At 35.6% G+C, this 721-nt stretch carries 1 pseudogene; it reads right to left on the bottom strand.

Annotated elements, in window-relative coordinates:
• Positions 1-721 (bottom strand): annotated as a pseudogene (locus Aru01_RS18420) (hypothetical protein); the annotation flags it as partial.

Below are 721 nucleotides of genomic sequence, written 5' to 3'. Positions count from 1 at the left end.
CCAACTAAATTAGTTACGAGGTCAAGCGGTAATAGTCCACCCGTCACACCACCGAGTAAGTTGGATACTAGATCAATAGATAGTAAACCTTTAGTTAAACCACCAACAATATCAGCTACTAAAGCGATTGGTAATGCGCCATTAACAAGGCCATTTAATAAAATAACAATGTTATTGCCTAATAGACCATGTGAAACTTTGTCCACAACATCTGTTAAGTTATCGACTAAATTGTCTACTGTATTGGTAACTCCCCCAACAAGGTCATTTACAACTTTAAGCGAAATTTGAGCGCCTAAACTTTTTAAAATATTTTCTAGTAAATTGGTTGTTGTACCCACCAAGCCATCGACTGTATTCGTTAACTGATCAGTGAGGTTATCTACAGCATTCGTTGTCGATAAAACAACTGAATTTAGGCTATTTAAAAGATTTGAGACTAATTCTACAGGTAACTTATGAGTAACCAATTGGTCCACAAGTCCCGAGGTTAATTCGGTGCTTAACTTATTATTCAGTGTATTACTTAATAAATTGGTCACGACTGAACTTGAAACACTCCCTTTAGATAAACTAGAACTCAGTTTATCTACAAGTTTTAAGTCAATACGCCCGCTTCTTAATCCTGCCAAGGTATCCTTTACAACGCTATTTTTAACCCCAAGCTTCAACAATTGATTGGTTGTTTTAGAAAAGTTAATACTATCTGCCAATGTATAAC

This window comes from Acinetobacter rudis (assembly GCF_000829675.1).
GTDB lineage: Bacteria > Pseudomonadota > Gammaproteobacteria > Pseudomonadales > Moraxellaceae > Acinetobacter > Acinetobacter rudis.
The sequence above is the reverse complement of the archived record's forward strand: the minus strand, read 5'-3'. Positions and strand labels throughout refer to the sequence as shown.